Below are 26,538 nucleotides of genomic sequence, written 5' to 3' on the forward strand. Positions count from 1 at the left end.
TCCGTGCCCAGGGGTGCGAGCTAGCTCGCCCACACCGCCGACGAGCACGGTTGCGTCCCGGCGACGCGTGCCACAGCGCTTCAGGGGCGCCGGGTGGTGGTGGCTCCCGCCCGATCGGCGGTGATCGCCCCGAGTGCCTCGACCATCCGACGCGACCGGGGATCGGTGATCAGCCGTTCGACGGTGACGCGTTCCCCGGCATCGTCGACGACCGGTAGCCGCCAGTTCGGATAGCTGTCGACCGTCCCGGGCAGGTTCGGCTGGCGGACGTCGCCGAACGCGTCGCCGGGGGCGACCAGCACGATCCGCGCGCGTGACCGGGCAAGCAGGACGTGCAGGCCGAGCGCGGCCGCCGCACGCAGCTCCGGATCGAGGCGATCCTCCTCCGCCGCCACGACCCCCGCCGGCGGGCTCACCAGGCCCTCGTCGGCGAGCAGCCGCATCAGTCCGGCGCGTTCGGCGAGCCAGGCGGCGCGTTCCTGCTCGTCGGTGCGGGCGAGCAGGCCGAGCCGCGCACGCACGCGCACGTGCTCGCCCTCGAGGAAGCCGGCGGCGGTCGGCAGGTCGTGCGTGGTCACGCTGGCCATGGTCCGGGCCCGGTACTCGCCCGGCGGGAGCGGGGAGCCGTCCGCCGCCTGCTCGAACCACAGCACCGAGGAGCCGAAGATGCCAGCGCCGTCGAGCGCCTCGGCCACCGACGGTTCGACGGTGCCGAGATCCTCACCGACGACCAGGGCGCCGGCCCGGTGCGCCTCGAGGGCGAGCAGCCCCAGCAGCGCCTCGGCGTCGTAGCGGACGAAGGTGCCGCCGGCAGCACCGGCACCGTCCGGGACCCACCACAGGCGGAACAGCCCGAGAATGTGATCCACCCGTAGCCCGCCGCCCCGGGACAGCACCGCGGCGACCATCGCCCGGAACGGGGCATACCCGCTCTCCGCGAGGACGTCGGGCCGCCACGGCGGTAGGCCCCAGTCCTGGCCCTGCTGGTTGAAGCCGTCCGGCGGGGCGCCGACGGAGGCACCGGTGGCCAGCACGCCGCGCATCGCCCAGGCGTCCGCGCCGCCCGGATCGACCCCGACGGCCAGATCGTGAACGACGCCGACCCGCATCCCGGCCGCCCTGGCCGCGGCCTGCGCCGCGCCGAGCTGGTCGTCGCACCGCCGCTGCAGCCAGACGTGGAACGCGACGCGTTCCGCTAGTTCGGCGCGCGCGGCGTCGTCCGCCAGCCCGGCGCGCGCGGCGTCGACCGCCGGCCCGGCGGGATCGCGCAGGTCCTCCGGCCAGGTGCGCCAGTCCCGGCCGTGCCGCTCGGCGAGCGCGCACCAGAGCGCGAAGTCGCGCAGCGCGCCGTCGGCCTCCTGCCCACCGGCCGGCCCGTCGCCCGTCCCGCCGCCGGACGAGGTGAACAGCAGCTCGACGGCGGCGAGCTTGGCCCGCCACACCGCGTCCCGGTCGATCAGGCCGTCCCTGGTCCCCTCCCGGCGGGCGACTCCCGCCAGCCGGTCGACCTCCGCCCGCACCGTCTCGGAGGCGTGCCGGTACTCCGGGGTCAGCTCGGGCCGCAGGTAGAGCGGTGAGACGAAGCGGCGGCTCGCCGGCGAGTACGGCGACGGCTCGACCGGAAAGGTCGGCGCCACCGCGTGCAGCGGGTTCACCAGCAGAACGTCGGCGCCGTCACGCGCGGACCACTCGGCGAGGGTGGCGAGGTCGGCGTAGTCGCCCATCCCCCACGATCCCGCGGAGGTGAGCGCGTACAGCTGGATCATCCAGCCCCAGGCCCGCCCGGTGGCCTCGGCCGGGCTCGGGGCGGCCGCGAAGTCGGGCACGCGCTCCGGGACGACGATCAGCGGGCACTCGGCGGTGCTCCCGCCGAAGCTCAGCCGCAGGCGGTGATCCCCGAGCGGCAGGCCGGACGGCAGGTCCACCGTGCCGGCGCGGACGGCACGGCCGTCGACCTCCCCGACGGTGCCGCGCAGCCCGACCGACAGCGGCACGCTCTCCCCTCCGGCCAGCACGGCCTCGGCGGTGACGGCGTCCGCGGCGGCATCCGGCACATGCACGGCGACCGGCGCGGGGGCCTGCGCCCGGACGACCGCGCACGGGGGCAGCGGGCGCCGCCGACGCGCCTCGCGTGCCCCGGCGAGCGCGACGGCCGGGTCCGACGGGTCGACGCCGAGCAGGCCCAGCGCCGCCCGGACGGCCGTCGGCTGCACCGTGACCGGCGTGCCGTCCTGCCCGTCGTAGGACGTGGCCACCCCGAACTCGGCGGCGAGGGCCGCGAGGTCACCGAGCCCGGACCAGACAGACGCCGGACCCGGCTGCCCACCGGCTCCGACCGCGCCGCCGGCTGACGGCCCGGCGGTGGACGGCGCCGCAGCGGTAGGCGCCGCGGTAGCAGCGGGGGGCTCGGCGGGCTGGTCGGGGCGCTCGGTCGCGGATGTCACGGACCTGATCCTGCCCGCTGCCCCGGGCGGACCGTTGGACGCCCCCCGGGCCGCTCCGCGCCAACGCCGGGCGCCGTGGCCGGACCGCCCGCGCCTGCCCCGCCCGCCTTCCGCCCAGCCGCCCGCCCAGCCGCCCGCTCTGCCGTCTGCTCTGCCGTCTCCGCTCTCTCGGCCACCGCCTGCTCCGCTTCGGCGGCCGCCGCGGAGCCGCCGGCCGGCCGCCGCCACGGCGAGTCCGCGTCCGCGTCCGCAGCCGCAGCCGCGGGCCCGGAGCGCGTCGGGGAGACGCCCACGGGCGCGGCTCCGCCCGCCGGAGCGAAGCCGCCCATGGGCAGAGGGCCGCCCATCGGAGGAGGGCCGCCTGCCGAAAGGGAGCCGTTCGCGCCGGCGGTCCCGCCGTCGGAGACGAACCCGCCGTACCCGACGGGATCGTCGCCGTCCCAGGGAACCCCCCGCTCCCAGGCCGCCACGCAGGGCAATGTCATCCGCAGCAGCGCGCCGCCGGACGGCGACTCGGCGGCCTCGGCCGTCCCGCCGTGCATCGCCGCGGCGTCCGCGACGATCGCCAGGCCGAGGCCGGAGCCGGGCAGGCTGCGCGCCGCCGTGGCCCGGTAGAAGCGCTCGAAGACGCGGGCCCGGTCGGCCGGCGCGATGCCCGGGCCCTCGTCGGCGACGGTGACCTCGCCGGCCCGGCTGACCACCCGCACGGTCGAGGACGGCGGGCTGAACTTCACCGCGTTGTCCAGCAGGTTGGTCACCGCCCGCTCCAGCAGGCTCGGCCGCCCGTCCACCAGGGACGGCTCGACGTTCACCTCGATCCGGATGCCCTTGGTGTTCGCCCGGCGCCGGGCCCGGTCCGCGGCGGCCCGCACGACCTGGGCGAGGTCGAGCCGCTCGATCTCCTCCGTGGGCACCTCGTCGCGGGCCAGCTCGATCAGCTCGTTGACCAGCGCGGTCAGCTCGCGCATCTGGGCGTCGACGTCGCGCAGCAGCGCGTCGCGGTCCGCCGCGGGCAGCGCCCGGTTCGGAGTCGTCTCCGCCCGCATCAGGAGCTCGATGTTGGTGCGCAGGCTGGTCAGCGGCGTGCGCAGCTCGTGGGCGGCGTCGTCGACGAGCTGGCGCTGCCGCAGCCGGGATGCCTCCAGCGCCCGCAGCATGCTGTTGAGGCTGGTAGCCAGCCGGGCGATCTCGTCCGAGCCGGTGACCGGGATCAGGGCGGAGAGGTCCTGGGTACGTGCCACCTCCTCCGCCGCGGCCGCCGCGGCGTCCACCGGTTTCAGCGAGGCGCGGGCGACGAGGCGGCCGGCGATCACCGAGCCGACCACGCCGACCAGCCCGACGATGAACAGCACCAGCCCGAGATCGCGCAGCGTGCGATCCACGTCGGAGGTGGACCGGGCCAGCTGCAGGGCCCCGGTGCCGGTGAGTGGCGGCGGATAGCGCAGCGGGACGGTGGCCACCCGGTACCGCTGGCCCTCGACCGTGACGGTGCGCAGGTTCTTGCCACGCAGGCCCCGCGCGACCTCGGCGTCGGCCGCGTCGACGGGGATCGCGAAGGTCTCCAGCGACGGGAAGGCGCTCTCCAGGGGCACTCCGTCGCCGTCGAGGAACTGCAGCTCCATGCCGAAGTTCAGGGCCCGGACGCTGATCTGGCTCGCCTGCAGGTTGCCGGCCGACGCCTTGGCCTGCTCCAGGAGCTGGTCGTCGATCGCCTGGTTCAGCACGATCCGGGTGACGCCGAGGGCGACGCTGACCACGACGGCGACCGCGGCGGCTACGGCCACCCCGGCGAGCAGCGCCATCCGGGCCCGCAGCGTCAGCCGCGGGAGCCGGCTGGGCCAGCGCGACGCCGCCGGCCGGGACGACGGACCCCCCACCCGCCGGCCCTCGACCAGCGTGTCCGCCGGCTGCTCCGGCCCGGTCACACCGACCTCGTCGGCGTTGTCGGCCTTGTCGGCCTTGCCCGCCTCTTCGACCTGGCCGGTTTCGTCGGCATCGTCGGCCCTGACAGCGGCAGCGGGCTCACACCCGGTCGGCGGCGGGTTCACGCAGGACGTAACCCACCCCGCGCACCGTGTGCAGCAGCCGTGGCTCCCCGCCGGCCTCGAGCTTGCGCCGCAGGTAGCTCACGAACACCTCCAGGGAGTTCGAGGAGGGTCCGAAGTCGTAGCCCCAGACTTTCTCCATGATCATCGATCGGGAGAGGACCTGGCGCGGATGGGTCAGGAACAGCTCGAGCAGCTCGAACTCGGTCTTGGTCAGCGTCAGCTCCCGGCCCTCCCGCAGGACCTGGCGGCTCGCCGGGTCGAGCGCCACCCCCGCGTACGACAGCGCGGGGGGGACGCCCTGGCCCGGCTCGGCGCCCTGCGCGGGGCCGTGGCCCACGCTGGCCCGTGTCACGAGGGTGGACCGCCGGATCAGCGCCCGCAGCCGGGCGAACAGCTCCTCCAACGCGAAGGGCTTCACCAGGTAGTCGTCGGCGCCCACGTCGAGGCCGCTGACCCGGTCGGCCAGCCCGTCACGGGCAGTCAGCATGAGGACGGGGACGTCGTCACCGCGCGCCCGCAGACGGCGGCAGGTCTCCAGGCCGTCCATCCTCGGCATCATCACGTCGAGCACGACGATGTCCGGCTGGTCGCGCGCCACCACCTCCAGCGCGGCGACCCCGTCGGGCGCCGTGCGCACCTCGTAGCCCTCGAACCTCAGCGACCGCTCCAGCGACTCGCGGACGGCCGCGTCGTCGTCCACCACCAGTACTCGCACGGCTCCAGTCTGCCCCGCTCGCCCGACAGTTCCATGCTCCGGACGCGCATCTCAGCAAGACCTTGTCCGATCCTCAGCCCCGCTTCAGGCGCTGTGCCTGGAAGGGGCCGGCGCGGGCGGATCGATCCTGGGTGTCGGCACGTCGTTCGCGCCCTGGTCCGGCGAGCCGCCGGTGCCGCCCGGCGTCTCCTCCTCCTCGGCGGGCTTGTCGTCGTCATCGTCGTCGACGACCACGACCTCGCTGCGCTGGACGGTGCCGAGCTCGATCCCGGCCCGGCCGAGCGACGCCCGGACCCGCTCCCGCAGCTCGCGGGCGACGTCCCACTGCTTGAGCGGCTGGGTCTTGATGGCGATCCGCAGCGTGTAGCCGTCCGCGGTCATGGTCTCCATGCCCCAGACCTCCGGCTCGGCGAGGATCAGGCCGGACCAGGCCTCGTCCTTCCACAGCTTGTCGGCCGTCCGGACGAGCACCCGTTTCGCGGCGGCGACCTCGGTGTCGTAGTCGAGCGGGACGTCGAGAACCGTGCGGGCCCACTGTTGACTCTTGTTCCCGACCCGGGTTATCTCGCCGTTGCGGACGTACCAGACCGTCCCCTCGACGTCGCGCATTCGGGTCATCCGCAGGCTCACCGCCTCGACGGTGCCCGAGACCGGGCCGACATCGATCACGTCGCCGACGCCGTACTGGTCCTCCAGCAGCATGAACATGCCCGACAGGAAGTCGCGCACGAGGTTCTGCGCACCGAAACCGACGGCGATGCCGAGCACTCCGGCGCTGGCCACGATCGGGGCTAGATTCAGGCCGAGCTCGCCGAGGATCGTGAGGAAAGCCAGCCCGAACACAAAGATTGACGTCACGCTGCGCAGCAGCGATCCGACCGTTCCGGCACGCTGGCGCCGCCGCTCGAGCAGAACGGTCGGATCACCGAATGCGCCCAGCAAGGTGTTCGACCGCAGCCCGCGCAGCATGCCGGTACTGCGCCCCGAGGCGGCCCGTTCGGTGGTCCGCCGGATGAACCGGTGCAGCAGCGTCCGGATCACCATCGCGAACAGCAGAATCAGCAGAATCTTGATCGGCGTGCCGAGGAACACCTCGGCGCCGGACGCAAGATAGTTACTGCCCGTGACGTCGTACACGGTGCGGCACATGAGGCCGGGGTCCGTGCCGCAGGCGTCCCGCAGCGCGTTCGCGACGCCCTCGATCGAGACGAGCGGATCCGTCGTCGGACCGGGCGAGATCGACACCGAGGGTATGGGGCTGGGCGAGACCGTCGCCGCGGTCGTCGGTGCGGCGGTGGGCGACAGGATCGCGCCGAGCATCGGGATCACGGGCTGAGCCAGCAGGGACGGCTCCGCGCCCATGACCGCCGGGGGCAGCCCGGCCGCGACTGGTTCGGCGGGCACGCCACCGAACGGGACAGCACCAAACGGGACACGTGAGATGGACACAACGCCGGCCATCCTCCGTAAGCAGGTCTCTCAGTCGGATCGACGCCGATCGGGCGCCGTGTGCGTCTGGAAGCCCCCCGGCCGGGCCGCGGCAAGGCCGCCGGCACCCATCCCCCGGCGGCGCTCCGTAGCCCGCACAGCGAGCTGGCGCAGCGCCGAGTCGACCTTGACAGTCTTGCCCATCGGCGGACCCGGACGGCGGGCACCCCCGTGTCGGCCACACACGGACACGGCCCGACAGTCAGTCACACAGTGTAATTTTTCGGTCACGGCACACGGTCGAATGAGGTTGTTGTTCGTCACAAACCACGCCGGATATGCACATCGACGCTTTGCCGGGACGGATGACCATGCAAACAGGCTCGCGTTCTGCCGCCGAAGAAGGTTGACTGTCCATTGTCACCGGAGACGCTGGGTAGGACGGTCCGCGAGGACCCTCGGGTGGGCAGGAGGTCGGCGCGTGGCAGAGGCGCTGGTTCTCAATGCCACGTACGAGCCTCTGTGCGTGGTGTCACAAAGAAGAGCACTGGTGCTCGTTCTGACCGACAAGGCCGTGATGGTCGAATCCGCCGGCCAGGTGCTGCGTTCGACGACGGCCGCAGTCGAGGTTCCGATCGTCGTGCGGTTGGCACGGTTCGTACGCGTGCCCTACCGTTCACAGATTCCACTCACCCGCAAGGGTGTACTGGCACGCGACCATCACCGGTGCGTGTACTGCAACGCCCCGGCGACATCACTGGATCACGTGATCCCCCGCTCTCGCGGCGGGCCACACGTATGGGAGAACGTCGTGGCGGCCTGCGGCCGCTGCAACCATGTCAAAGCCGACCGGGCCGTCGCGGACCTCGGTTGGCGGCTTCGCACGGCGCCCAGAGCGCCGAGCGGAGCCGCCTGGCGCATTCTGGGGTCCCGTCGCATGGACCCGCGGTGGTCGCGGTACCTGAGCACGGTGGGGGACGTCTCCGAGGCCGCGAGCGCCTGACCCGTCCCACCCGGTCTGTGGGGCGGTACCCGCCGCCAGGCCGGGGCAGGTACCCGGGGTGCGCATACTCGTCACCGGTGCGACCGGGTATATCGGTGGTCGGCTGGCACCCCGCCTGCTCGGCCAGGGCCATCACGTCCGCTGCATGACCCGTGATCCGGCGCGGCTGTCCGACGTCGGCTGGGCCCGGCATCCCGACATCGAGGTGGTCCGTGCCGACGCCCTCGACCCGGAGTCGCTGCACGCGGCGATGGAGGATGTCGACGTCGCCTACTACCTGATCCACTCGATCGACACCGGCGGCGACTTCTCGGCCGTCGACCGCCGGGCGGCCGCGGCGTTCGCGCGGGCGGCGCGGGCCGCCGGCGTCCGGCGGATCATCTACCTGGGTGGGCTGAGCCCGGCCACCGGCATCGGCATGTCGGCGCACCTGGCGTCCCGGCAGGAGGTCGCGCGGATCCTGCTCGACTCCGGGGTGCCCACGGTCGTGCTGCGCGCCGCGATCATCATCGGCAGCGGCAGCGCGTCGTTCGAGATGCTGCGCCACCTCACCGAGCGGCTGCCGGTGATGCTCACCCCACGCTGGGTGCGGACCCGCATCCAGCCGATCGCCGTCCGGGACGTCCTGCACTACCTCATCGGATGTCTCCAGCTGCCGGCCGGGATCAACCGCTCGTTCGACATCGGCGGGCCGGACGTCCTGACCTACGCCGACATGATGCAGCGTTTCGCGGCGGTCGAGGGCCTGCGTCGCCGAGTGATCATCCGTGTGCCGGTGCTCTCCCCCGGCCTGTCGTCGCTGTGGGTCGGGGTGGTGACGCCGGTCCCCCGGGCGATCGCGCGGCCGCTGGTCCGCTCGCTGCGGACGGAGGTCGTCGTCGGCGAGCACGACATCGCGCGGTGGGTGCCGGACCCGCCCGAGGGGCTGCTGCCGTTCGAGACCGCGGTCGCCTACGCGCTGGCGCGGGTGCGCGACCGGACGGTGGAGACCCGGTGGTCGACTGCGGTCTGGCCGGGCAGCCCGCTCGCCGCGCCGTTCCCCGAGGTCGCCGCGTACCTCTCCGCCGACCGGGCCGGCCACCGCGGGCACCGCCCGGTCGCGGCGGACGTCCGGACCGCGGCGGACGGCGGCTCGCCGGACAACGCCCCGTCCAACGGAATCCTGGCCGGCGGCGCTCCGCCAGGCGAGCCCGTCCCGACCGATCCGGCCTGGGCCGGGAGCTCGCTCTACACCGACGAGCGGTCGAAGGCCGTGGCCGCGCCGGCGGGGGGCCTGTGGCGGGTCATCGAGGGGATCGGCGGCGAGAACGGCTGGTACAGCTGGCCGCTGGCGTGGTCGGCGCGCGGGTGGCTCGACACACTCGTCGGCGGGGTCGGGCACCGCCGCGGCCGGCGCGACCCCGCCCACCTGCGCACCGGGGAGGCGATCGACCTGTGGCGGGTCGAGGAGCTGGTCCCCGGACGGCTGCTGCGCCTGCGCGCCGAGATGAGGCTGCCCGGCCACGCCTGGCTCGAACTGCGCGTCGAGCCAGGCGGCCCCGACCGCGGGACGGTCTACCGGCAGCGGGCGCTGTTCCTGCCGCGCGGGCTGCCGGGCCACCTCTACTGGCGGGCCGTCAGCCCGTTCCACGCCGTGGTCTTCGGCGGGATGCTGCGCACTATCGTCCGCCGGGCCGAGTCCGCCCCGGCCGCGGCCGCGCCGGCTGTGACAGCCCCGACGGAGTCGACTTCGATCGAGCCGACCACGCCGGCCGGCCGGTGACCGGCCACCGGCCGGCACACCGCCTCGTCCTCAAGTGTGGTCTCAGGTGTGGTCGGCCTCGTCGGGGATCTCCATCTCGAACCAGACGCGCTTGCCGTCCGGTGTCGTCTCGACTCCCCAGGCCTGCGCGAGCGCCTCGACGAGGAGCAGGCCCCAGCCGTGCTCGGCCTCCGGATCGTCCGGGGAGTTGCCGCCGGGCCGGGGCAGGGCGGTGCCCTCCCTGTCCTCGACGCTCACCCGCAGCCGCCCGGGTTCCAGAGTGGCCCGCAGCACGAGATCGCTGCGCGCGTGCAGCACCGCGTTGGTGACCACCTCGCTGACCAACAGGATCGCGTCGTCGAGTGATCCGATCCCGGCGTCGAGCAGCGAGCGCCGGACGGCCGTGCGGGCCTGTCCGGCCGATGCGGCGACGGCGGGCAGCGCGAGCTGGAGCAGCGGCGGGCGCAGCTGCCGGGTGACCAGCGTGAGCAGCGCTATGTCGTCGTCCGTGCGCGGCGGGAGATCCGCGGCCAGCAGGCAGCGCTCGAGCAGGGTCCGGGCGCTCTCCTCGCTCGGGCCCGATCCGCTGCCGCTCACCGCGTCCGGGCCGGACCAGCTGCGGGCCGCGAAGCCACCGCCGGTGCGGCGGCGGTCACCGCTCGCCCGCGTCCTGCGGTAGCCCCCGCGGCGGTCCCGGCCCGACCGCCGCTCCCTGATCCGCCGCTCCGGCGTGACCATGGCTCCGCCAGCCGCGGCGGCCGGCGCGGCGGCCGCAGCCGGCGCGGAGGCCGCCAGCGCCACGGCGGCCGCGGGCGGATCACCCGTGGCAGGCGCCGCGCCCACAGACGGATCACCCGTGGCAGGCGCCGCGCCCACAGACGGATCACCCGTGGCAGGCGCCGCGCCCACAGACGGATCACCCGTGGCAGGCGCCGCGCCCACAGACGGATCACCCGAAGGCGGCGCGAACGCCCGAACGGCGCGCGGACGGGCAATCTGCTCGCCCAGGCCCGACCTCAGGTGCTCCAGGCCGTCCGCGAGCGGCCGGCGCCGGGACTCCACCAGGCCGTCGGTGAACATCACGAACGCCGAGCCGGACGGGAGCGAGACGGTCAGCTCGGAGAAGGTGCCCTGCTCACCCGTCCCGAGCGGGAGCCCGGGCTCGAGCACGAGGTAGTCCGGCTCCTCGTCGGGCAGCAGCAACAGCGGCGGCGGATGGCCCGCGCTCGCGATCGTCATCCGGCCGGAGTAGGGGTCGTACACCGCGTACATGGAGGTGGCCATCTGCAGGCCGGGCAGCGAGTCGACAACCCGGTCGAGCCGGGCCAGCAGCTCGGCGGGCCCCCAGTCCTCCAGCGCGTACGCCCGCAGCGCGGCCCGCAGCTGGCCCATCACCGCGGCCGCGTGCAGGCCACGGCCCATCACGTCACCGATCGCCACGCCGACCCGCCCGCCGGGCAGCGGGATGACGTCGTAGAGGTCCCCGCCGACCTCCGTACCGGCCGTGCCGGGCCGGTACTCCATCGCGATCTCCATGCCGTCCAGGGCCGGCGGGTGCGCGGGAAGCATCGAGCGCTGCAGTGTCAGCGCGGACTCCTCGACGTCCCGGAAGAGCTGCGCGTTGTCGAGCGCGGTGCCGCCGCGCCGGGCCAGCTCCTCGATGAGGCGGATGTCGAGCGCGGTGTACTCGACGGATTCGCGCCGGCCGACCGTCAGCGCGCCGAACACCCTCCCCCGGGCGTACATCGGCACGGTGATCGCGGCTCCTGCCTGGATCTCCCCGAACCGCTCAGCGGCCTCGCCGGGGAACAGCCGGCGGACGACGTCCTCGGTGTAGCGGGGCACGTAGTACGACTGGCCGGTCCGGACGACGACGCCCGGCGGGATGTCCTCGGTGGCTGTCGGCGGGTGGATCTGGACGATGGCCCGGACGAAGTCCGCCGTCTTCGGGTCGAGAAAGCGCGACCCGGCGATCCGAATGCTGTCCCCGTCGCCGCGAAGCCAGACCACGGCCGCGTCGCCCATCCGGGGCACAACCAGGGATGCGATCATGTCGATGATCCGCTGCGGGTCGAGCGAGCTGCTCAGGACCAGGCTCGCGTCGGCGAGGAACGACAGCTGCTCGAGCGTCGCCTCCTCGGTGACGTGCGCGCGGCGCCGGCGCCGGGTACTCGACAGCTCGCGGACGATGGCGCGGCCAACCGTGGCCGTCGTGGCGGCCCAGCCCGCCGAGCGGGACTCCGTGTCGATCACCGGGCCTCGACTCTCCCATCCGGACGTCGCCCGCCCGGACGTCGCCGGTCCGGATGCCGCCCGTCCGGACGCCTCGACCGGATCGGCCGCGGCACCGAGGGGACGTTTAGCCACCGGGACACATCTACCCCCAGGAAGCACACCATAACGGACAGTGACGTCATCCACTCGCGGAAGTGTAGTTCGAGAGTCGGACATCGCGCCCGCCGAGCCGCTCGACGGACACTTTCCGTAACCGGAGCATCCCGTTTACTTCATGCCCGCAGAGAGGGTTTGATGCTGGCATGGATCCCGTTGTCACATACCGTGCGGGCGAACCCGGGCAGCCCGGCGGCCGCTCCGGCCCGGCCGCGCCACCAGCGGGAACCGAGGAAACCGATTACTCCACGTGGTGGCACGACGCCGTGATGTACGAGGTCTACGTCCGCAGCTTCGCCGACGCCGACGGCGACGGGGTCGGCGACATCGAGGGCATCCGCCGGCGCCTGCCCGACCTCGCCGACCTGGGCGTCGACGGGATCTGGGTCAGCCCCTTCTACCGCTCCCCCATGGCCGATCACGGCTACGACGTGGCCGACCACACCGACGTCGACCCCTTGTTCGGCACTCTCTCGGACGTCGACGCGCTGCTGCGCGACGCCCACGAGGCCGGCCTGAAGGTCGTCGTCGACCTGGTCCCGAACCACTCCAGCAGCGCGCACCCCGCCTTCCAGGCGGCGCTCGCGGCCGGGCCGGGCGCGCCGGAGCGGGACCTCTACCTTTTCCGGGACGGGCGCGGCCCGGACGGTGCGCTCCCCCCGAACAACTGGATCTCGGTGTTCGGTGGCCCCGCCTGGACGAGGGTTCCGGACGGCCAGTGGTACCTGCACCTGTTCGCCCCGGAGCAGCCGGACTGGAACTGGCAGCATCCGCGGGTGCGGGCGGCGCACGCCGAGATCATCCGATTCTGGCTCGACCGGGGGGTCGACGGCTTCCGGATCGACGTCTCGCACGGCCTGGTCAAGGACGGTGAGCTGCGCGACCATCCGACCGACGCGCTCCCCACGCCGGAGACCGGCTTCCGGGAGGAGATCGAGCCGCACGCTTGGGATCAGGACGGCGTCCACGAGATCTACCGCGAGTGGCGGGCGATCGTCGACGCCCACGACCGGCGCGACGGCCGACAGCGGGTGCTCGTCGGCGAGACCTGGGTCGCCGACCCGGGGCGCCTCGCCCGGTACGTCCGTCCCGACGAGCTGCACCTGACCTTCACGTTCTCGCTGCTGTACGCGCCGTTCTCCGCCCCGGCGTGGCGGGCGGCGATCGATGCCGCCCGGGCCGCGACAGCCGCCGTCTGCGCGCCGCCGACCTGGGTGCTGGCCAACCACGACGTCGTCCGTCCGGTCAGCCGCTACGGCGGCGGTGAGACCGGCCTGCGCCGGGCCCGGGCGGCGCTGCTGACGCTGCTGGCGCTGCCCGGCACGGTCTACCTGTACCAGGGCGACGAGCTCGGCCTGCCGCAGGTCGACGTCCCGCCCGAGGCCCGCCAGGACCCGGTCTGGGAACGGTCCGGCCACACCTCGCCCGGCCGGGACGGCGCACGGGTGCCGCTGCCGTGGTCCGGCGACGCGCCTCCGTACGGGTTCAGCGCCGGGGCAGCCGAGCCGTGGCTCCCGCAACCGCCCGACTGGGCGACGCTGACCGCGTCCGCCCAGTCCGTGGACCCGATGTCGACCAGGGTGCTCGTCCGCGGCGCGCTGGCGCTACGCCGCGCGCTCCCCTTCCTCGGCGGACCAGCCGGGCCGGGTGGCACGGCCAAGCCGGGCGGCGCGGCCGAGCCGGGTGGGCCGGGGCACTCGGGCGAGCCGGGGCGGGCGGCAGGCACGCGGCCCGGGTTCCGCTGGCGGGACGATCTGCCCGCGGACTGCCTGGCCTTCGACCGGACGTCCGCCGCCGGCGCCCTGACCTGTGTGATGGCCACGCGGAGCGAGATACGCCTGGAGATCGCCGGCCGGCTGGTGCTGGCGAGCGGGCCGGTCGGCTACGACGGCGCGACGCTCGTCCTGCCGCCGGACACCACCGCGTGGGTCATCCCCCGTTCGGGTTGATCCACCCGGCTACCGCCGCACGGCGGACGTCCACCGCCCGTCGAACCGCTCACCTCGGCAGACCCGTCCACGACCACCACCGGGCCGGACGTCCCGTCGATCGAGGTCGGGGCCGCGGCCGGGGAGCGGCCGTCCAGTGGCGCAGAATGGACCCGTGAACCAACCGTCACCCGCGCGACCACGCGCAGACTTCTACGAGGCCGTCGGCGGCGAGGCGACGTTCCGCGCGTTGGTGGCCAGGTTCTACGAGGGGGTGGCCAGCGACCCGGTGCTCCGGCCGCTCTACCCCGACGAGGATCTGGCGGCGGCCGAGGAGCGGCTGCGACTGTTCCTCATCCAGTACTGGGGCGGGCCGACGACGTACAGCGAGCAGCGCGGCCATCCCCGGCTGCGGATGCGGCACGTGCCGTTCGCGATCGGCCCGGCCGAGCGGGACGCCTGGCTGCGCATCATGGAATCCGCGGTCGACAGCCTCGGCCTCGCCCCGGAACACCGCGCCCAGCTCTGGGACTACCTGCTGATGGCCGCGAACTCCCTGCAGAACCGCCCGGGCTGATCTCCGGTCTCGACGCGTCGCGGGCCGGGAAGTCGAAGGACTTCCCGGCCCGCGACGGTCGGTTTCGCGGCGGCTAGTCGCGGGTGAGCTTGCGGTACGTCACCCGGTGCGGGCGGGCCGCGTCCGCGCCGAGCCGCTCGACCTTGTTGGTCTCGTAGTCGGCGAAGTTGCCCTCGTACCAGAACCAGCGGGCCGGGTCGGTCTCGGTGCCCTCCCAGGCCAGGATGTGCGTCGCGACTCGGTCCAGGAACCACCGGTCGTGGGAGACGACCACGGCGCAGCCCGGGAACTCCAGCAGCGCCTCCTCCAGCGACCGCAGGGTCTCGACGTCCAGGTCGTTCGTGGGCTCGTCGAGCAGCAGCACGTTGCCGCCGCGCTTGAGGGTCAGCGCCAGGTTCAGCCGGTTGCGCTCTCCGCCGGAGAGCACGCCGACCGGCTTCTGCTGGTCAGGCCCCTTGAACCCGAACGACGACACGTACGCCCGGCTCGGGATGTCGGTCTTCCCGACGACGATGTGGTCCAGCCCGTCGGAGACGATCTCCCACACGTTCTTCTTCGCGTCGAGGCCACCGCGGGACTGGTCCACGTAGGCGATGTCGACGGTCTCGCCGATCTGCAGCTCACCGGAATCCGGCGAGGCCTGGCCGACGACCATCGTGAACAGCGTGGTCTTGCCGACGCCGTTCGGGCCGATCACGCCGACGATGCCACCGCGGGGCAGCGTGAAGGACAGGTCGTTGATGAGCACCCGCTCGCCGAAGCCCTTGGTGAGCTTCTTCGCCTCGAGCACCAGGCTGCCCAGCCGCGGGCCGGGCGGAATCTGGATCTCCTCGAAGTCCCGCGGCCTGGACTTGTCCGCCTCGGCTGCCAGCTCCTCGTAACGGGAGAGCCGGGACTTGCTCTTGGCCTGCCGGGCCTTCGGGTTCGAGCGGACCCACTCGAGCTCCTGGGCGAGCGCCCGGCGGCGCTTGGCGTCCTTGTTGCCCTCGACCTTGAGCCGGGCCGCCTTGTTCTCCAGGTAGGTGGAGTAGTTGCCCTCGTAGGGGTGGGCGCGGCCGCGGTCGAGCTCGAGGATCCAGCCGGCGACGTTGTCGAGGAAGTACCGGTCGTGCGTGACGGCCAGCACCGCCCCGGCGTAGCGGGCCAGGTGCTGCTCCAGCCAGGCGACGCTCTCCGCGTCGAGGTGGTTGGTCGGCTCGTCCAGCAGCAGCAGGTCGGGCGCCTCGAGCAGCAGCTTGCACAGCGCCACCCGGCGGCGCTCGCCACCGGAGAGGGGGGCGACGGCCGCGTCGCCGGACGGCAGACGCAGCGCGTCCATCGCCTGGTCGATCTGACTGTCGAGCTCCCAGGCGTTCGCCGCCTCGATCTTGTCGATCAGCGTCGCCTGGTCGGCGAGGAGCGTGTCGAAGTCCGCGTCGGGCGCGGCCATCTTCTCGTTGATCTCCTCGTAGCGGGCGAGCACCGCGCGGATCTCACGGACACCGTCCTCGACGTTGCCGCGGACGTCCTTGGTCTCGTCGAGCACCGGCTCCTGCGCGAGCATGCCGACCGTGTAGCCGGGGCTCAGGATCGCGTCGCCGTTGCTCGGGTGGTCGAGGCCGGCCATGATCTTGAGCAGCGACGACTTCCCGGCACCGTTCGGCCCGACGACGCCGATCTTCGCGCCGGGCAGGAACGCCAGGGTGACGTCGTCGAGGATCACCTTGTCGCCGTGGGCCTTGCGGGCCTTGCGCATCTGGAAGACGTACTGCGCCATGCATCAACCCTAGGGCATGGCGCCCAGAAGCCCCACGGCGGTGATCCCATCGCGGGCCCCCGGCGATTCCACCGTGAGCCGCCGACGGTCCCGCCCGATGTTCAACCGGGCACGAATCGGGTACTCCCCGGAGTCGGGCGAGCACCATCGGCCATCGGCCGAGTGTCGGTGGGCCGGGGCTCCCGGGAGGCCACATGCGAGCGGATGACCAGCGGGTCGGACTTGCCTGCGAGGCATTCTTCTTCGGGTACCCCCTCGTGTGCGCGGTCCGGCAGATCATCAGGATCGCCCACGACGGGCTCGGGCCGATCGAGCCGGCCGGCTTCAACGCCTTCGCCCACGAGACCGACCCGCCCGGTCCGCACTCACACTTCCTGCACGTCAGCCCGGACGTCCTGGTCTCGCTCGCCCAGGTCGACCTGAGCCCCGGGCCCCTGGTCCTGCACGTGCCGCCGACTCCCGGGCGCTACCTCGTCCTGGAGTTCTACGACGTGTGGCTGAACGTGTTCGCCTATCTCGGCACCCGGGTCACCGGGGACGACGGTGGCGACATCCTGCTGCTCCCACCCGGCACTGCGGACGCTCCCGGCGCGGCGGACGCTTCCGCGCACGACCGCGTGGTCGAGGCGCCGTCGCGGGTCGTCAGCATCATCGCCCGGTTCGGCTACGGCGGGCCGGCGGACCTGCCCGCCGTCCGGGCCCTTCAGGACACGCTGACCCTGCGCCCGCCCGATCCGGGCGCGCGGCGGCCGGAGGGGCCACCGGACGGCTCCAAGCGCGTCTGCGACGACCTGCGCTTCTGGGAGGAGCTGCGAACCTGGCTGCACGCCTTCCCCCCGCCGGCCGCGGAAGGCGACTACGCCCGCCGGTTCGAGGCGCTCGGCCTGCTGACGGACCCGTCCCCGTACATCGACCCCGATCCGCGGCTCGCCTGGTCGCTGCGCAGCGGCCTGCGCACGGGCCGGGACGAACTGGAACGGCTCGCCGCCGCCGGCCGCCGGGCCCATCAGGGCTGGGTCGGCACCCTGCACGAGGCCGACTACAACCTCGACCGGTTCGGCCCGGGCGTGCTGGACGACCGGCACTGGGAGATCCCGGACCGGGCGCAGGCCCGGATCGCCCGTGCGATGGCAGCGCGCCGGCCGCTCGGCATCGTCCACGCCTACGAGTCGACGTCGGCGTGCTGCTCGGTGGACGCCGACGGGCGCCACCTCACCGGCGCGCACAGCTACCTGCTCCGCCTCCCGCCACCGGCGGTCGACGCGTTCTGGACGGTCGCGATGTACGACGAGCCCGAGAGCTACCTCGTCGACAACCCCCTGCACCGGTACGCGATCGACAGCCGGGGCGATCTCGTCCACGCCGCCGACGGAACCGTCCCGATACTGATCCAAAGCGACGCCCCGGCAACGGAGACCGCGACGGACGCCGGTGCGGCGATGCCGGTGAACTGGCTGCCGGCCGCGACGGGTGACTTCCGGCTGACGCTGCGGATGTATCTGCCCGGCAAGGAGGTACTCAGCGGCACCTACGCCCCGCCACCGATCCACCGACTGGCCTGACTGTCACAACAGCGCGCCGCGGATCAGGCGCGATGCGGGTCAGGACAGCGCGATGCGGACGGCGGGCCGCGGGCCCTGGCCGGTCTCGTCCACGTGGGCGCTCGGTGCGAGGACTGCCACATCGCCCGGCTCCGTCCCACCGGCGTCGGCGCCGCTGGGATCCTCGGCGAGGACGGGGATCACCTGCCGGTCGACGGTCCGCGCCCGGCCACCGGACGCCGGGGTGGCCAGCAGCGACACCGTCACGGACGTCCCCGCCCCGGGCACCTTCGTGATCTTCGCCCGGCCGGCCGGGCGCCCGGTGGCCACGCCCGCCGGAGATCCCCTGGTCTCGCCGCCACCGTAGATCACGACCTCCGTGACGTCGTCGGTGTCGAGGCCGTCCGCGTCAAGGGTGAGCCGCGCGGTCACGGGCCCGTTCGCTGAGACCGGGTAGGTCAGCCGGACCCCACCGGCTTCGAACACCAGCTGGGCCGCGCGCGTCCCGCGCGGCGGCGCGTCCACGCTGACCTCGACGCCGACCGTACGGCCGGTGGCCACCGTGAGCGCGTCCACCCGCGAGCGCGTCACCGAGCCCGGGGACCGGTTGTAGGCGGGCGGCATGCGGAGCAGGTACGGCGTGCGGTCGGGGTGGTCGGCGACGACCTCCAGGTCGGCCACCCCCCGCGAGACGGCGAACAGCAACGGCCCGTCACCGTCGGCACCGTCGAGATCGGCCCCGTTGGTGGTGACCCCGCTCGGATGGCCCAGGTAGGGCGGGCTGGCAGCCACCAGTACCAGGGACCGCCCGGGCAGGGCCCGCAGCATCGCCGCCAGGTCACGGTCGTGGTCCGTCATCGTCGCGTTCGCGTCGATCGCGCCGACGAGGACGAACGTCGTCAGCCCGACGACACCCGCGGCGCACACCCCGGTCACCGCCCGTGCCGCCCGCCGCCGTGACCAGCCGGCGAGGTCGACCAGCCCGCGCGCGCCGAGGTGCACGAGCCCGATCAGCACAGGCATCAGGTAGAACGGCCCGACGTATCGGATGCCGCCCCACAGCTCCGCCGCGTTCCACGCCCCCCAGAAGCCGATGTAACCGACCACGAACAGCACCGTGCCGACACCGAGGGCGTACCCCGGCCCATTCAGCCGGCGCCGCGCGGCCGCCACGATCGCGGCCACGGCGAGCACCACCCCGCCGCAGGCCCAGCCACCGAGCAGCCAGAGATGATCCCCGACCGATGCCAGGCCGTCACCGAGCCCGAAGTCGTGCCCGCCGTCCGACGGGTACAGCCTGCGCACGCCGAACCCGAGCTTGTCGTCCGATTCGAGCAGCGCGAACGGCAACCTGAACGGGCTGCCGGTCGCCGCGGCATTGGACGCCAGCAGGATCGCGGCCGGGAGCACGAGCCCGGCAGCCGTCCAGCGCAGGGCCCACCCGAGCCGCCCGGACCTGCGCGCCGTCACGACGCCCCAGACCGCCACCGGGCCGAGCAGGAGGACCACGTCATACGGCCGCACCGCCACGGCCACGCCGACCGCGAGCCCCGCTCCGGCAAGCGCCCGCCCGCCGCGCCGCGCGGAGCGCCGACCGCCATCGCTCGGCCCGCCGGCTCTCAGCCCGCCGGCTCTCAGCCCACGGAGCAGGCCGAGGAACGTCAGCTCCATCAGCACGAGCACCGGCAGGTAGCTCAGCACCAGCGCGCTCTGCACGATCACCAACGGGGAGAAGGCCAGCAGCGTCGCGGCCAGCGCCGCGACCCTCCGCTCCCCCGCCAGCTCGACACCGAGCAGGTAGGTAACGATCACCGCCGCCGCCGCGATGACCGCCAGCACCGGCGAGACGCTGCCCGTCAGCATGAGGCCCAACGCGAACAACCCCGGGACGAACGGTGTGTACTTCAGAACGAAGTGATCACCCGAGATGGCGGCGAGCCAGGGTGCGTACGACGCGGCTGGATCAGGCGCAGACGGAAAGAGGTGGCCGTCCGCCAGCGTCCGGGCGTGCAGGAGGTAGATGACCTCGTCGTTGTTGACCGACAGGTACGGGAACAGGTTGTGCCGCAGCAGGACGGCCACCGTCGCACTGGCCAAGGCCAGGACCGCCACGTACCGGCCGGCCGTGCTGACCGCCTGGCAGCGACGCCACAGCCGCCGGGGCAGCGGCTCAGGCGTCACGATCAGGCGGTCCGGGACGACCGTGCCGATCTGGTCCGCGGAGGCCTTGCCGATCCGGTCGGACGGCTCGTCCGGCGCGGAGACCGCGCCGGCGCCGGGATCACTCGACCTGCTCACCCTCGGCACGGTACCGAGCGACCTGGACCGCCCTTCGGCTGGTGGCCCCATCGGTCACCGCATGTCGGTCAGACCCGCCCATTACGCGATTGCCGGCGACCCCACTATCCGAAGGCCCCGCCCAGCCCCAGCAGACGGACCTCGCCGACGACGTCAGCGAGGCCGAAGGTGACGCCCCCGGAGGAGGCGGAGGTGCTCGGGGTGCGGAAGGCCGGCGTCGTGAGCTCACCGCCGCGCCCGCGCTCCGTGAACAGCGAAGCCGGCGTCGGGCCGGTCTCGGACCACCCGAGGGGCGCCGCTCCGGCGGCCTGCGCGCTGCCGCCGACCGGCGCGGAGTCGACCGGGACAGAGTCGCGCGAGACGGCATCGACCAGGTCCGACCCCGCCGGCGTGAGCCCCGGCCCACCGGTGGTGGGGGTCTCGACGGCCAACTGCCGGACCGCCTCCGCGGGAACCAGACCACCGGCTCCCGTTGCCCCCGCACCGACGCTCTCCTCCACACCGCCGCCGTCGAGGTCGGTGGAGTCGGCACCGAAGGGGTCAACCGGGTGCTCGCCCGTCTCCGGCAGCGGAACCTCGTCAGCGGGGCCGGCCCCGCGCGCGACCCGCCGGACGTCGACCGGACGCCAGGTGAGTTCCGCCGCGACCGCGTCCGCGTCGATCTCGTAGGTGACCCGCCGGTCGCCGTCCTGCGTCTCGAAGTTGTTCTGCCGCAGGCGGCCGACAACGAGCGCCCGGTCGCCCCGCGACAGGCTGACCGAGACGTTCTCGGCGAGCTGACGCCAGCAGGAGACGCGCAGGTAGAGGGTGTTGCCGTCCACCCAGCGCTGTTCGGAGCGGTCGTACCGGCGCGGCGTGGAGGCGACGCGGAAACCGCAGACGGAGACACCGCTGGCGGTCACCCGCAGCACCGGATTCTCCACGAGGTTGCCGATCAGTGTGATCGTGGTGTCGAGCATGGAAGGCTCCTTGGCGAACATCTCGGGGACAGGGAGACGACCCGGAGGACGGCGGCCCACCACAACGGACCCGGAGGCCCAGGCGGCGAGAGCTGGCCGGCCGCGCACCCACGCCATCACTCTGCGCCGCCGTCCACGTGATGGGAACCTGTTCTTGTCAGCTGTGGATAACTGTTCGCCATCCCCAGGCCGATCTCACGACGCACCCGAGCGGTGGCGCGTCCCTACGCTCACTCTCGTCACGGGCGGCGAAGGCGGCCGACGGCCAGCCATCGAGCGCGGGACACGTAACAAGCACGGAGCGCGGGAACAACCCGGAGGCGGATTCGGGTTGCCGCCGTGCAGGACGGCGCACCACCCCACCGGCCGGTGTCCTGTCCGCCGGTGCCCGGCGACGGTGCCCGCACACCTGGAGGAAGGAACGGTATGTCGACTCAGGCAGCCAGCCGCGACGTGACCGCGGCGGCGAGCGGGACGTTCCTGCTCGGAGGCGAACTACCCGTGAACCGGCTCGGTTTCGGCGCGATGCGGATCACCGGGCCGGGCATCTGGGGCGAACCCGCGGACCGGGCGGAGGCCATCGCCGTACTGCGCAGGTCGGTGGAACTCGGCGTGAACTTCATCGACACGGCCGACTCCTACGGCCCGCACGTCAGCGAGGAGTTGATTGCCGAGGCCCTGCACCCCTATCCAGACGGCCTGGTGATCGCGACGAAGGGCGGTCTCACGCGGCAGGGGCCGGACCAGTGGACTGCCGTGGGACGCGCCCCATACCTGCGCCAGCAGGTCGAACTGTCGCTGCGCCGCATCAAGCTCGAGCGCATCGATCTCTACCAGCTCCACCGCATCGACCCGAGGACTCCCGTCGAGGAGTCCCTCGGCGAGCTGCGGGCGCTGCAGCAGGAAGGCAAGATCCGCCACATCGGGCTCTCCGAGGTCAGCGTCGCAGAGCTGGAGCACAGCCGGTCGCTGGCGGAGATCGTCAGCGTGCAGAACCGATACAACCTCGCCGACCGCGCCTCCGAGGACGTCCTCGACTACGCGGAACGCGAGGGCATCGGTTTCATCCCCTGGTTCCCCGTCGCGACCGGTACACTCGCGCGACCAGGCGGAGTCCTCGACGCGATCGCGAAGCGGCACGGCTCGCAACCCGCGCAGCTGGCGCTGGCATGGCTGCTGCGCAGGTCACCCGTGATGCTGCCGATCCCGGGCACGTCGTCGACCGCCCACCTGGAGGAGAACGTCGCCGCGGCAGGAGTCAGCCTCACCGACTCCGAGTTCGACGAGCTGGCCAAACTGGCCAGCTGACGCCGTACTCGGCCAACCTGCCCCGGCCGGCAACACACGGCCCGACTCCGGTGCCGTGTTGCCGACCGGCGCCGGACGGCCGAGCCGGCCAGCAGGCACGCGGGACGTCGGCTCCGCCTCCCGAGGCGGAGCCGACACGCGAGGACACCGGGGGTCGGTGCACCATCGACTGACCTGAGGTGGACACTGTCCATCCCACCCGGGACTCGTCCGCGAGCCCCACAATGGAACAACGCGCCCGTAGCTCAGCGGATAGAGCGAGTGCCTTCTAAGCACTGGGTCGCAGGTTCGATCCCTGCCGGGCGCACTCGGGGATCAGGCTCACATGCTGCGCCTTTCGATCCCCTCGTCATGTCCGCCGGGGGGCCGAGCCCCCCGAGACCCCCCACGTGTAGCAACGGGTACAGCAACGACCGTCAGGGTCGGGGTTCGGTCAGGTGGCCGTCGAGCTTGCCCAGGGCGCGCCGCTTCTCCCCCATCGAGGCGTGCGCGTAGATCGTCATCGTGACCTCGATCGCCGAGTGGCCCGCGATGTCACGGACGATGTGCGGCGGCACGCCGAGGTCCAGGAGCAGCGTGACGCAGGTGTGCCGCAGCCCGTGGAACACCACCCCGTCGAGGCCGACCGCACGGCGCAGCGGCATCCAGAACCGGCGCAGGTTGTCCGGCTCGATCGGAGTTCCGATCTTCGTCGTGAACACGTGACCGGTCCGCACCCAGGCATCGCCGGCCGCGTCGCGTTCAGCGTCCTGGAGCTTGCGATGCTCGGCGAGCGCATCCGCGACCAGGCCGAGGAGCGGCAGCGTGCGTTCGGAGTCCTCCGTCTTCGGCGGGCACAGCCGCAGCTCCCCGCCGACCCGCAGCAGCGTGTGACGAACGGTCAGCGTCTCCCGTTCGGAGTCGATGTCGGACCACTGGAGACCGAGCAGCTCCCCGCGCCGCATCCCGAGGAACAGCGCCAGGACCAGCAGTGCGTACAACCGGTCGCCGGCCGCCGCGTCGAGGAGCTGATGCGCCTGCTCGACGGTCAGGCCGCGGTTGACGTTGTAGCGCGGAGTCGAGACCTGCACCAGTTTCGCGACGTTCCGCCGGATCAACTCCTCCCGGACGGCCGCCTGGAGCGCGTTGCGCAGCACGGCATGCACGACCTGAACCTGACGCTTCGACGGCAGCCGATTGCAGCACCGGCCGACCGCGCAGCAACGCCGATCTCCCTCCGGCCGCGCCTTGTCCACACCCCGCGCGCAGCACCGGCAGGTGCTCTCCGTCCGCCGGATGAACTGCCGGACGTCCGCGCCGGTCAGCCTGTTCAGCCGCTTCCTCCCGAGACCCGGAACGAGGTAGATCCGGACCGCCTTCTCATAGGTGACGTATGTGTTCGGCTGGCGGTTCGGTTTCACGGTCTGGGCAAGCCACACCGTCAGGTACCGCTCGACCGTCCACCCGGTGGCGTCCGCCGGGATTCCCTGATTCGAGTTGGCCTGAAGCTCGGTCAGCTTGCCGCGGACGATCTCCTCCGACTTGCCGTAGACCGGCCGCCGCTTCGTCGTGCCGTCCGGCATCAGCACGTAGGCCGCGCCGACCCACAGGCCGTCCCCGCGCTGGTAGATCGAGCCCTGACCGTTCGCGCGCTTGGTGCGTTCCTTGCGCCGGCCGCCGTTCGACGGGCCGTTGGTGTTGCTGGGCATGGGTGGGTTCTCCTTGCCGGAAGAACGGGACAGGTTCACGCGGGCCGCAGATGACGTCGCCCGGTGCCGGTGGGTTTCCGTTCTCTGGCGCTGGGATGGTCTGCCGGGACGCCGGCCGCGTCCAGGGCGCTACGCGTGGCTTCGCCATCGGCCTTCGGCCGACCCTGGACACGTCCGACACCCCGACAGCTTCAAGCGCCACCAGAGAACGGAAGAAAAATGGGGGTAGAGCAGGCAGAACAGCCGCTACGGGCGGGGAACACTCGCCGCCGCCGGACCCGTCATGGGGTCCCAGCCGTCCAGGACCGTTGCCGAAAGACCGGGCACCCGACGGAAGACCAGGACCGCGTCAACGTCCCCGAAGCTCTCCGTGAAGAAGGCGTCCACGGGCAGCCCCGCGAGGATTGCCGCGACGTCGCCGACGTCCGCGCCGGGACGGATCGTCAGCTCATGGCCGGTGTCGGTCGCGCGCACCGAGACGAGCGGGTTCTCACCGTTGCCGGGGGTGCGCCATGCTCCGAAACCGCCGGACGAGAAGATGGACATAGGGCTTCTCTCCTTGCTTCCTTCAAGGGGTGGGGTCTCAGGTCCCGGTTGGGTGTTCCAGCACCCGCCGGGACCGCTTTGCCGAACTTCCGGACGACCGGGGGTCCACGCACCGAGTCGCCGGTCTGCCAGCCGTTCACGCCGCTTCTCCGTCACTGCGCAGCCGGTCGACGTATGCGAGGACAGCCGCACGGGGAACGCGCCGGGCGCGGCCGATGCGGACGGATTCGAGCCGGTGGCCGCGGATCAGGTCGTACACGGTGCTACGGCCGACACCGAGCAGTTCCGCGGCTTCGTCGACCGTCAGGAGGAGCTTGGTCACGGTCCTCTCCACAGGATCAGGGCGGAAGATCAGGCAGCGTGAGCCGTAGCCGCCGGTGGGCCGGTTGCCGGAAGTTCGCCGGCTACCGCACGGCGAGCCGCGTCGAGCTGTGCGCGCCAGGCGTGGCGTTGCGCGACGGCCTGGAGAAGCAGGTGTTCGCGGCGCGGCGCGGCCGGGTCACCGGGCCGGAGCAACGTCCACGCCGTCCGGGCCGGGTCCGGACCCGAAGCAGCCGACGAGGCCGGACCAGAGTCGGTCTGGCCGAGGGCTTCGAGCTGTTCACGGACCCAGGCGACCCGATCCGCCCGATGATCGGTCAGCGTCTTGCCGGACCACTTCCGACTCACCAGGACCCGCCGGCCGCCGAACCCGAGCGTCTCCCGCCGGTGCGCCTTCCCCCGGCACCGCCCAGGGACGAGACCCGGTTTCGGGTTCTTCGGTTGGACCCCGAAGCGCAGCCAGTTCGAGCAGGTGGGCGAGCACGGTTCGTAGCGCAGCGCCGCCGCGAGCCGGTCGACGTGCCGACGCTGCGCTTCGGACGTGGCTGCGTGGCAGGCGTCGAGGCTCTTCGTCAGGTACTTGGTCAGATAGCCGATCATCCGGCCGGTGTGCGGCGAGTTCGCCGTGACGCCGTCCGCGCGCAGTTGCGGGCCCAAGCGGACGACGTGCGCCGGTTCATCGTCCTCGCCGATCTCGTCCAGCGCCTCAGCCCAGGTGGGCAGCGGGCGGGTGGTGTCCGGGTCGAGGTAGCCGGCCGTGTCGTCATCCCAGGCGGGAAGGTGACCGTCCTCGTAGAGGGGCCGGTCGGCAGCGGGCCACCAGACCTGGTGGTACGTGGCCGCCGCCACCTGGCGGAGCAGCAGACGCGGGATGGTGCCACGGATGGCCGCGTGCAGATGCGGAGCGAGCCGCCGCTGTGGTTCCAGCGCGGCGAAGTACTGCACCTCCCAGCCCACGGCCCGCCGGAGGTTCTGCCAGAACCGGTCGATCAGCTTCGGGAAGTGGATCGCGTCCCGGGCCGCCCGCCGGTAGTCGTACGAGCCCGGATCGACCGGGGAGCCGTCGGAGTTCACCCGGCCGTACGTGTCGCAGGTCAGCGTGAGGAACATCGACGGCCGCCAGGTGGTGCCGTCCGCCGCTTCGTAGGTCCGGCCGACTGTGCGCTTGTCCACGGGCAGCCGAGGCAGGTCGGGGGCGTCCTGCCGCCGGCGAGTCGACCGGGCCCGGCGAGGACGATCCCGATCCTCCGGTGCCGCCTTCCCCCGCACGCCGAGCGCGTTGAGTTCCTCGTCCACCTGGCCGATGAGTTCGTCGATCTCGGCGACGCCGGCCGGCTCACTGTCCCGTTCGGCCTCCCGCCGGACGGCTTCGAGATCAGCCCGGAACCCGGCGAGGATCTTCGCTTCGTCGGACGGCGGGTCCGGGTCGGGAAGCGGTTCGTCGTCCAGGTGCCAGCCGGCTTTGCACTGCGCCATCCGCAGCCGCCGGGCCTTCTCCGCGCAGGGCGGGCACTTGCTCGCCAGGGTGGCCCCGCAGGGCACGGGGATGATCTCGGTTTCGCCGGTGTCGAGGTTCGTCCGGCGCATGGCCATCGGCCGGACGCACACGCCGTTCTCCACGGCGACGGTCTCGACGACCGCGCGAGCGAGCGGCATCCGCATCCGTGCCGCCCGGGAACCCGGACGATCGTCACGATCGTCACGGCCGGTGGGTTCGCACGAGACGGTCGGGTCGGTGCCGGTGGCGGGAGTGGTCACGCGGGAGGGTCCTCCGTGACGTCGGGGTTCTGGTGTCCGCCGGACGGGTCGACGGACGCTTCGGTGAAGCGGGAGCAGCCACAGGGAG

The 26,538-nt window shown here is 72.9% G+C and carries 18 protein-coding genes and 1 tRNA gene; 7 read left to right on the plus strand and 12 right to left on the minus strand.

Going from position 1 to position 26,538, the window contains the following annotated elements:
• Positions 1-80 precede the first annotated feature (80 nt).
• The 4 genes from E0504_RS04875 to E0504_RS04890 form a co-directional block, all read right to left on the minus strand.
• Positions 81-2,444 (minus strand): 4-alpha-glucanotransferase, encoded by a 2,364-nt coding sequence (locus E0504_RS04875; RefSeq protein WP_131622164.1) that lies wholly within the window; start codon positions 2,442-2,444, stop codon positions 81-83.
• Positions 2,441-4,492 carry a HAMP domain-containing sensor histidine kinase gene (locus tag E0504_RS04880; protein ID WP_131622166.1) on the minus strand — a complete coding sequence of 684 codons (2,052 nt, stop codon included), beginning with the start codon at positions 4,490-4,492 and terminating at the stop codon, positions 2,441-2,443. Before E0504_RS04880 ends, E0504_RS04875 begins: the two co-directional genes overlap by 4 nt.
• Positions 4,467-5,207, minus strand: coding sequence for a response regulator transcription factor (locus tag E0504_RS04885; RefSeq protein ID WP_071061445.1), 741 nt, complete (start codon positions 5,205-5,207; stop codon positions 4,467-4,469). The genes E0504_RS04880 and E0504_RS04885 overlap by 26 nt, the downstream gene beginning before the upstream one ends.
• Positions 5,208-5,291: 84 nt before the next feature.
• Positions 5,292-6,527, minus strand: a complete 1,236-nt coding sequence (locus tag E0504_RS04890; RefSeq protein ID WP_131622203.1) for a mechanosensitive ion channel family protein — start codon at positions 6,525-6,527, stop codon at positions 5,292-5,294.
• 589 nt (positions 6,528-7,116) lie between these two features.
• Here E0504_RS04890 and E0504_RS04895 point away from each other — a divergent pair.
• Positions 7,117-7,638 carry an HNH endonuclease gene (locus tag E0504_RS04895; protein WP_020462780.1) on the plus strand — a complete coding sequence of 174 codons (522 nt, stop codon included), beginning with the start codon at positions 7,117-7,119 and terminating at the stop codon, positions 7,636-7,638.
• Between the two features lie 58 nt (positions 7,639-7,696).
• Positions 7,697-9,400, plus strand: a complete 1,704-nt coding sequence (locus E0504_RS04900) for an SDR family oxidoreductase (protein ID WP_112107647.1) — start codon at positions 7,697-7,699, stop codon at positions 9,398-9,400.
• 42 nt (positions 9,401-9,442) lie between these two features.
• On the opposite strand, the gene E0504_RS04905 is transcribed toward E0504_RS04900, so the two are convergent.
• On the minus strand, positions 9,443-11,746 hold the full coding sequence (locus E0504_RS04905) for a SpoIIE family protein phosphatase (protein ID WP_131622168.1): 2,304 nt from the start codon (positions 11,744-11,746) through the stop codon (positions 9,443-9,445).
• A 170-nt stretch (positions 11,747-11,916) separates the two neighbouring features.
• Here E0504_RS04905 and E0504_RS04910 point away from each other — a divergent pair, with 170 nt between their 5' ends.
• Both E0504_RS04910 and E0504_RS04915 read left to right on the plus strand, forming a co-directional pair.
• Positions 11,917-13,719, plus strand: a complete 1,803-nt coding sequence (locus E0504_RS04910; protein WP_373693864.1) for a glycoside hydrolase family 13 protein — start codon at positions 11,917-11,919, stop codon at positions 13,717-13,719.
• A 136-nt stretch (positions 13,720-13,855) separates the two neighbouring features.
• Complete coding sequence (locus E0504_RS04915; RefSeq protein ID WP_020462784.1) at positions 13,856-14,275, plus strand: globin; 420 nt, start codon at positions 13,856-13,858, stop codon at positions 14,273-14,275.
• A gap of 73 nt (positions 14,276-14,348) precedes the next feature.
• Here the strand turns inward: E0504_RS04915 and ettA are convergent, their stop codons facing one another.
• The gene (ettA, locus tag E0504_RS04920) at positions 14,349-16,031 is read right to left on the minus strand and encodes an energy-dependent translational throttle protein EttA (protein ID WP_131622170.1); all 1,683 of its coding nucleotides are present in this window, start codon (positions 16,029-16,031) and stop codon (positions 14,349-14,351) included.
• Positions 16,032-16,225: 194 nt separating this feature from the next.
• On the opposite strand from ettA, the gene E0504_RS04925 reads away from it, so the two are divergent.
• Positions 16,226-17,593 (plus strand): DUF1254 domain-containing protein, encoded by a 1,368-nt coding sequence (locus tag E0504_RS04925; RefSeq protein WP_112107649.1) that lies wholly within the window; start codon positions 16,226-16,228, stop codon positions 17,591-17,593.
• A gap of 39 nt (positions 17,594-17,632) precedes the next feature.
• Here the strand turns inward: E0504_RS04925 and E0504_RS04930 are convergent, their stop codons facing one another.
• Positions 17,633-19,921 (minus strand): phospholipid carrier-dependent glycosyltransferase, encoded by a 2,289-nt coding sequence (locus E0504_RS04930; protein ID WP_112107650.1) that lies wholly within the window; start codon positions 19,919-19,921, stop codon positions 17,633-17,635.
• A gap of 53 nt (positions 19,922-19,974) precedes the next feature.
• The gene (gene ssb, locus E0504_RS04935; RefSeq protein WP_235014290.1) at positions 19,975-20,829 is read right to left on the minus strand and encodes a single-stranded DNA-binding protein; all 855 of its coding nucleotides are present in this window, start codon (positions 20,827-20,829) and stop codon (positions 19,975-19,977) included.
• Between the two features lie 426 nt (positions 20,830-21,255).
• Here ssb and E0504_RS04940 point away from each other — a divergent pair, with 426 nt between their 5' ends.
• Positions 21,256-22,137, plus strand: coding sequence for an aldo/keto reductase (locus E0504_RS04940; protein ID WP_112107651.1), 882 nt, complete (start codon positions 21,256-21,258; stop codon positions 22,135-22,137).
• 234 nt (positions 22,138-22,371) lie between these two features.
• Positions 22,372-22,444 (plus strand) — tRNA-Arg (locus E0504_RS04945).
• Between the two features lie 109 nt (positions 22,445-22,553).
• Here the strand turns inward: E0504_RS04945 and E0504_RS04950 are convergent.
• From E0504_RS04950 to E0504_RS04965, 4 genes are all read right to left on the minus strand, one after another.
• Positions 22,554-23,825 carry a site-specific integrase gene (locus E0504_RS04950; protein ID WP_131622171.1) on the minus strand — a complete coding sequence of 424 codons (1,272 nt, stop codon included), beginning with the start codon at positions 23,823-23,825 and terminating at the stop codon, positions 22,554-22,556.
• A gap of 246 nt (positions 23,826-24,071) precedes the next feature.
• A complete protein-coding gene (locus E0504_RS04955) occupies positions 24,072-24,371 on the minus strand; it encodes a hypothetical protein (RefSeq protein WP_131622173.1) in 300 nt (99 codons plus the stop codon).
• A gap of 136 nt (positions 24,372-24,507) precedes the next feature.
• Positions 24,508-24,693 (minus strand): helix-turn-helix domain-containing protein, encoded by a 186-nt coding sequence (locus E0504_RS04960; RefSeq protein WP_020462792.1) that lies wholly within the window; start codon positions 24,691-24,693, stop codon positions 24,508-24,510.
• 29 nt (positions 24,694-24,722) lie between these two features.
• The gene (locus tag E0504_RS04965; RefSeq protein ID WP_131622175.1) at positions 24,723-26,450 is read right to left on the minus strand and encodes a replication initiator; all 1,728 of its coding nucleotides are present in this window, start codon (positions 26,448-26,450) and stop codon (positions 24,723-24,725) included.
• Positions 26,451-26,538 lie beyond the last annotated feature (88 nt).

It is taken from the genome of Parafrankia sp. BMG5.11, from assembly GCF_004337455.1.